5 protein-coding genes and 1 tRNA gene are annotated in these 6,625 nt (G+C 73.0%); 2 read left to right on the top strand and 4 right to left on the bottom strand.

Features of this window, described 5'->3' with window-relative positions; all coding sequences use genetic code 11:
• Positions 1 to 77 precede the first annotated feature (77 nt).
• Positions 78 to 162 (bottom strand) — tRNA-Leu (locus tag ACFWUY_RS10550).
• Between the two features lie 182 nt (positions 163 to 344).
• Between ACFWUY_RS10550 and ACFWUY_RS10545 the strand changes: the two genes are divergently transcribed.
• Positions 345 to 1,016 (top strand): DUF2278 family protein, encoded by a 672-nt coding sequence (locus tag ACFWUY_RS10545; RefSeq protein WP_384105022.1) that lies wholly within the window; start codon positions 345 to 347, stop codon positions 1,014 to 1,016.
• A 53-nt stretch (positions 1,017 to 1,069) separates the two neighbouring features.
• On the opposite strand, the gene ACFWUY_RS10540 is transcribed toward ACFWUY_RS10545, so the two are convergent.
• The 3 genes from ACFWUY_RS10540 to ACFWUY_RS10530 all read right to left on the bottom strand — a co-directional run bounded on the left by ACFWUY_RS10540 (position 1,070) and on the right by ACFWUY_RS10530 (position 4,450).
• Positions 1,070 to 1,369, bottom strand: coding sequence for a hypothetical protein (locus tag ACFWUY_RS10540; protein ID WP_384105019.1), 300 nt, complete (start codon positions 1,367 to 1,369; stop codon positions 1,070 to 1,072).
• Positions 1,370 to 1,529: 160 nt separating this feature from the next.
• Positions 1,530 to 3,017, bottom strand: coding sequence for a SulP family inorganic anion transporter (locus ACFWUY_RS10535; RefSeq protein ID WP_384105049.1), 1,488 nt, complete (start codon positions 3,015 to 3,017; stop codon positions 1,530 to 1,532).
• Between the two features lie 551 nt (positions 3,018 to 3,568).
• The gene (locus ACFWUY_RS10530; RefSeq protein ID WP_384105016.1) at positions 3,569 to 4,450 is read right to left on the bottom strand and encodes an oxygenase MpaB family protein; all 882 of its coding nucleotides are present in this window, start codon (positions 4,448 to 4,450) and stop codon (positions 3,569 to 3,571) included.
• Between the two features lie 274 nt (positions 4,451 to 4,724).
• Here ACFWUY_RS10530 and ACFWUY_RS10525 point away from each other — a divergent pair, with 274 nt between their 5' ends.
• Positions 4,725 to 6,443, top strand: a complete 1,719-nt coding sequence (locus tag ACFWUY_RS10525; protein ID WP_384105013.1) for a PP2C family protein-serine/threonine phosphatase — start codon at positions 4,725 to 4,727, stop codon at positions 6,441 to 6,443.
• The last annotated feature ends 182 nt before the right edge of the window (positions 6,444 to 6,625 follow it).

Here is a 6,625-nt window from a genome sequence, read left to right as displayed (position 1 = left end):
CCGGTTGTGTTGGTCCCCAACACAGTGTGGGGGGTGGCCGCGTACCCCCCCCCCCCCCCACTTCGACGGTACATCCGTGTCCAAGGGGGGACTTGAACCCCCACGCCCGATAAAGGGCACTAGCACCTCAAGCTAGCGCGTCTGCCATTCCGCCACTTGGACAGGTGTGCGTCGCTCCGGAGGACGATCATCCGCGGTGGCGACGGGTACGAATATATCAGGGGCCGGCGGTGCGGTTCACCTGCGTTTCCCGAGGTCAGCGGACCGGCGGGCACGGCTGCGGGCCGCGTACGGAACGTCACCTCCGACATGCCCGACGTGGTGGCGGGTGCTTCACTTGCGCCATGCCTTTCGCAAGCTACGGCGTGCTCGCGGGAACCCTCCACGGCCACTACCGCGACCAGCCGGACAGCCAGGGCCGCTGGTTCCACGTCAACCTGGAGGTGGACGCGCCCGAGGGGCGCTACCACTGCGCCATCGACGTCGACAGCCACAAGTCCAACGTGGGGGTCCAGTGGAAGACCTTCACCCTGGACGCCGGCCTGGTCGGGGCGGCCACGGCCCTCGCCCCGGGCTACCACGACCTCGCCTCCACGCCGGAGTCCGGCGCCCTCGACTACCTGCGCCACCCGGAACTGGTGGACCGCGCCGGCCTCCTGTTCCAGCGCCGCCCGCCGTCCTGGCTGCAGGACCTCCTCGACCTGCTCGGCTCACGGCCCTGGCACGCGGGCTCCAACGTCGACGCGGCCGACGCCCTGGAGCCGATGCTCGTACCGGGCCGACGCGTCCTCGTCTTCGGCGAACCCTTCGAGGACGATCCCGAGAAGGACCTCGGGATGCACAACATCCACCAGAACCAGGGCGATCCGGCCGGCTCCCAGTGGTGGGCGGAGAACGGGATCTGGCAGGACGGCGCGACGCTCACGCAGCGCTCCGACGGCCGGTACGACGTCTTCCTGAACAAGTTCTCCAGCCAGGCGGGACACACGGACAGTGCCGGTCACCCCGCCGGGTGACCTCCGGCGGCGTCACGTGCGCACGCGCGCTCGGACGTCCTCACTCCCCCGGCTCACTTCCCGGCCGAGAGCGCGCCGAGGCCCTTGCGCAGGTCCTCCTGGTTCATGACCGGCGTGTACGAGATCCTGGCGCCCAGCTCCAGGAAGAAGGGCTCCGAGAACTTCGGCATCTGGGAGGGATCGGCCAGGTCGATGAACAGGTACGCCGTGCGGCAGCCGTTCTCGGTGCCGAAGTAGGCGGCCTCGGGGCGGAGCTCGCTCATCGCGGTCTCCATCAGCTTCTGCAGGTTGCCCTGCCTGATGGCCTCGTTGGAGGCCTGCGTGTCCATCTGAACCTTCAGCAGCATGCGCATGGCGCGGCCTTTCGCGACCGGGCAGGCGTTCCGTTCGGCACGCCCTCGGCACCCGGACGCCCTTGGTTCCAGCGTCCCCCTTCCCCATCGGCGGGACCACTCGGGGCGGGGAGGGAGGAGGGCGGGCCCCCGCCCTGCCGGCCGAGCGCCGTCGGGCCCGTCAGTGGCCGGTCAGTTCGCCGGTGAGCCTGCTGTGGAGGTCCGCGCTGGGGTGGTTGAGGCCGGTGATCTCGACGGTCTTGCCGCGCTGGGCGTACTTGGTCTCGACGGCGTCCAGGGCGGCGACGGAGGAGGCGTCCCAGATGTGGGCGGCGGAGAGGTCGATCACGACCTTGTCCGGGTCACCCGCGTAGTCGAACCGCCCGACGATGTCGTTGGAGGAGGCGAAGAACAGCTCGCCGGTGACCCGGTAACGAGCCGTGGTGCCGTCGGGGTCGGTCACGGCGGTGACCTCGGCGACGCGGGCGACGCGCCTGGCGAAGACGACCATGGCGGTGAGGGAGCCGACGACGACGCCGACGGCGAGGTTGTGGGTGGCCACCACGCACACGACGGTGATCACCATGACGGCGATCTCCCCGGCGGGCATCCGCCTGAGCGTCTTCGGGGCGACGGAGTGCCAGTCGAAGGTCGCGAACGTCACCATGATCATGACGGCGACCAGGGCGGCCATCGGGATGTCGGAGACGACCGGGCCGAACACGACGCACAGCACCAGCAGGAACACGCCGGCCAGGAACGTGGAGAGGCGGGTGCGGGCGCCGGAGACCTTCACGTTGATCATCGTCTGGCCGATCATGGCGCAGCCGCCCATGCCGCCGAAGAAGCCGGTGACGATGTTGGCGACGCCCTGCCCGACGGACTCACGGGTCTTGTTCGAGTGGGTGTCGGTGATGTCGTCGACGAGCTTCGCGGTCATCAGCGACTCCATCAGGCCGACGAGCGCCATGGCGAAGGCGTACGGGGCGATGGTGGTCAGGGTGTCCAGGGTGAACGGCACGTCGGGCAGGCCCGGTACCGGCAGGGAGGACGGCAGGGCCCCCTTGTCGCCGACGGTCGGAACGGCGATCCCGGCCGCGACGGTGACCAGGGTGAGGACGACGACCGAGACGAGCGGCGCCGGGACCACGGTCGTGACCCTCGGGAAGAACACCATGAGGACGAGACCGCCGATGAACAGCGGGTACACGGCCCACGGCACGTTCCACAGCTCGGGGATCTGCGCCACGAAGACCAGGATCGCGAGGGAGTTGACGAAGCCGACCATCACCGAGCGCGGAATGAACCGCATGAGCTTCGCCACCCCCAGCGCGCCGAGGAGGACCTGGAAGACCCCGGCGAGGATGACCGCGGCGACCAGGTGGCCGAAACCGTGCTCCCGGTTCAGCGGGGCGATCACCAGGGCGACGGCTCCGGTGGCGGCGGAGATCATCGCACGCCGTCCGCCGACGACGGAGAGGACGACGGCCATGGTGAAGGAGGCGAACAGACCGACCGCCGGGTCGACCCCGGCGATGATCGAGAACGAGATCGCCTCGGGGATCAGCGCGAGCCCGACCACCAGACCGGCCAGCACCTCGGTGCGCCAGACCTTCGGATCGCGCAGCCAGTCGGGCTTCAGACCGCGCAGGTACGCGGCCGGGGACACGGCGGAGGCGGGAGAGGACAAAGGACGGAGACCTGTCGAACTCGGGCACGCCCCGGGTCGGGGACCGGGGGCGTGCGGGGAAGCGGAGGAGCCGGGCGGCGCCCCGCGGACGGCCCCCCAGGGGCGGGGCCGGAAGCGGATGCCCCTGGGGGCGGGGCCGGGAGGGGATGACCCCGAGGGTCCGCGGCGGGGCCGGAGGCGGATGGCCCCGAGGGTGCGCGGCGGGGCCGGAAGCGGGTGCTCCGAGGAGGTGCGGCGGAGCCGGGAGACATGGGCGGAGACGGGGTCGAGCGAGGGTCCGCGGTCGGCGTGACCGGCTCAGCTCCCGGGGCGAAGCGTCACGGCGGACAGGCGGCAGCGCCGGGCGGCATCGGCTCGCGCACGCTTCTCTCCCGCAGGCGTCGGATCTTCGCCGGGGGCGCCATCGGCCCCGACACGGCATCGGGAGGCGGCGGTACGCCGCACTCCCGGTCCACAACTCTACCCGCGTACGACACGCTCACCACGCGCGATACGGCGGTGCGAGGAGGCCGCCCCCCTCGCTCCCCCGGTCACGCGGGCGAGGGCGGGGGCGGCGTGGCCGTGATCACCCAGCGGAGGGCGGCGGTGACCGCGTGGCCTCCCGGGCGGGCCAGCGGCAGCGTGAGCCGTGTGGCGACCGGCGGGTCCAGGGCCGCCCGTGCCCAGCCGGGCAGCAGCTCGACCGCCGCGGCCGCCAGGAACCCGTAGGGCAGTCTGGCGAGCGCGGGCAGCGGCGGTTCCGACAGCAGGAAGCGCGCCGCCGACCGGGACTCGGGGGTGGCGCGCAGTTCGGGCCGGTACTCGGCCAGCCGGGCCGTGAGTCCGGCGCGGGTCCCGGGCGGGCGCTCCGCGCCCAGGCGCCGCGCCACCTCGGCCATGTCGGCCACGTACCCGTCCTCGTCGGCGGGGTCCAGCGGAGCCCGCCCGTACCGTTGGTGCGCCCTGAGGAAGCACTCCGTCTCGGCGACGTGCACCCAGCCGAGGAGGTGGGGATCCGAGGCGCGGTACGGCACGCCCTCGGACGTCGTGCCGCGGACGCGGGCGTGCACCTCCCGTACGCGGGCCACCGCCCGCTCCGCGTCCTCGCTGGTCCCGAACGTCGTGACGGCCAGGAACGTGCTGGTCCGCTGGAGCCGCCCCCACGGGTCCCCCTGGAAGCCCGAGTGGGCCGCGACCGCCGCCATCGCGGTCGGGTGCAGCGACTGGAGCAGGAGGGCGGCGAGACCGCCGACGTACATCGACGCGTCCCCGTGCACGACCCGGACGGGGCGGTCGGGGCCGAACCAGCGCGGGCCGGGCGTGCCGTGGATGCGATCACGCTTCCGGTGCGCCTCGGGGCCCGCGACCCGGTGGAGCAGGGACTCCCCGGCTCGCTCCCGCAGGGCGCCGACGCACGACGGTGACCGGAGCACACCTCCAGTATGGCGCGCCCCGACGCACGCCAAGAGGCAACCACCACACCGTCGTTTCCGATGGGGTGACGCGATCCGGGTGACTCGACGTGACCGGGTGACCGGCACGGCCGTCCGCGCATGAACGGAAGAGCGGCGGGCACCCGCCTCGTGGCGGCCGGGACCCGGCGTCCGACGGGCCGCCACCAACAGTCGAGTGGTCAGCGGAGCCGGGCGACATGCCGCCGGTACCCCGAGGCGAGCGGCGTGTCGTGTGGTTCGCGGAGGCGGTCGAATGAGTTTCCCCCTGCCCGACAGCGTCGACGCCCTCAAGGACGTGATCAGCCGCGAGGTCTCCGCCTTGCGCGCGTCCGTACGCAGGACCGCGGAGCGCCCACCGGGCGGATCGGCCGGTACGGAACTGACATCCCCTCTGCGGTCCCTGGCGGTGCTCCCGCCGTCCGCGGAGGCGGACGGGGCGTCTCCGTGTCTGTGCAGTACCCATGAGCCCGGCGGCAGCGGGGTCTGCTCGGTGCTCGCCGCGATCCCCGCGTCGGCCGTGCTGCTCGAACCGGCGTGGGACGAGGCGGGCGCCGTCCTTGACTTCCGGATCGTGGCCGGCAACCGGGTCCGCTCGGCCGACTGGCTGGAACAGCCGGACCACCAGGTGGGCCAGCGGTTCCTGGAGGCGCGTCCGGGCGCGGCGCACTCGGGCCTGCTGACCGCGCTGGCGGAAGTGATGGACACCGGCAAGCCCCTGCACGGACGGGTGGTGGACTACACCGAACAGCGGCTCGGCCGGATCCACCGGGCCCCGCTGCTGTACTCGGCGGCCCGCTGCGGCGAGCAGGTGCTGGCGACGTGGCAGCCCGTGCAGAGCCAGGCCGAGCTGCTGACCATCGACGCGCAGTTCCTGGCGTCGATGGGGTGGGGGAACTGGGACCTGCTCTCCGGGAAGATCACGTGGTCGGAGGGGCTCAGCCGGATCTTCCACGCCGACGTGCGCATGCCGTGGACGCTGGAGCAGCTGTGCGACGCGCTGCTGCCGGACGATCTGACGGCGCTCGCCGAGTTCCTCACCTCGGTCCTGGCGGGCGAGGAACCCGCCTGGACCCGGATCCGCTTCGTCGTCCTGGGCGAGATCCGTACGCTCGACCTCCTCGGGCGGCCGGTCACCGGGACGGACGGCAGGGCCTGGGCACTCAACCTGGTGGCCCGCGACCTCACACCACAGATCCGCAGCCGACGGCGGCTCGCCGAGACGGAGCGGGAGTCGGACCGGCTGCGGCGGCAGACGGAAGCGGAACGGAGGGTCGCGGACGCGCTGCGCGAGGCGATCCTCCCCACCCACTCGGAGGCGCTGGCGGCGGTCGGGCTGACCGTGGCGGCCTCCTACCGGCCGGCCGAGCCCGACGCGGCGGTCGGCGGCGACTGGTACAAGTGCCGGCTGCTGCCGGACGGCCGGGTGCTCGTGGCGATCGGCGACGCGTCGGGGCACGGCCTGGACGCCGTGGCGCGGATGGCACAGCAGCGGCACGCGCTGGCCGGCCTGGCGCAGACGGGCGCGTCCGCCGGGGAGATCACGACCTGGCTGAACGAGCTGGTGTGCAGCGACCCGGCGGGGCATACGGCCACGATGGTGGCCGGCCACCTCGACGAGGACAAGGTCCTGCACTGGGCCGACGCCGGGCACCCCGCGCCGCTGCTCCTCCGCGACGGCCGCGCCGAGCCGCTGAGCGCCGAGCAGCGCGGCCCGCTCCTCGGCGCACTGCCGGGATACGCGTACGAGACGTCGTCGACACCGCTCCTCCCGGGCGACCTGCTGGTGCTCTACACCGACGGCATGGTCGAGCGCAGGGACGAGGACGTGACCGTGGGCATCGACCGGCTGGCCCGCGTGGTCGCGGCGTCGTCTCCGGCGACGCCCCGGCAGGTGATCGACACGCTGCTGGCCGACGAGCAGCTCGCGGGGCACGAGGACGACGCGTGCGTCCTGGGGATCCGGGTGGACTGAGCGGACCGGGGGACCGAGCGGCCGGGTGGACCGAGCGGACCGGGTGGCTGAGTGGCCGGGCGGACCGAGCGGCCGGACGCGGGGTTCTTTCGGCCGGGGGCCGGGGCGTTCGTGTCTCGACGGGCGACGCGCCCCATGAACATCCTGTTGCCGGACCGGCCGGACGGCCGATCGTCACCGAT

Source organism: Streptomyces sp. NPDC058664 (genome assembly GCF_042716635.1).
In the GTDB taxonomy this organism is placed as follows: domain Bacteria; phylum Actinomycetota; class Actinomycetes; order Streptomycetales; family Streptomycetaceae; genus Streptomyces.
The sequence above is the reverse complement of the archived record's forward strand: the minus strand, read 5'-3'. Positions and strand labels throughout refer to the sequence as shown.

What these genes read in the sequence shown, in the direction of transcription:
- ACFWUY_RS10545 (WP_384105022.1), top strand. Translation starts at nt 345, where the DNA reads ATGCCTTTCGCAAGCTACGGCGTGCTCGCGGGAACCCTCCACGGCCAC.
- ACFWUY_RS10540 (WP_384105019.1), bottom strand. Translation starts at nt 1,369, where the DNA reads ATGCGCATGCTGCTGAAGGTTCAGATGGACACGCAGGCCTCCAACGAG.
- ACFWUY_RS10525 (WP_384105013.1), top strand. Translation starts at nt 4,725, where the DNA reads ATGAGTTTCCCCCTGCCCGACAGCGTCGACGCCCTCAAGGACGTGATC.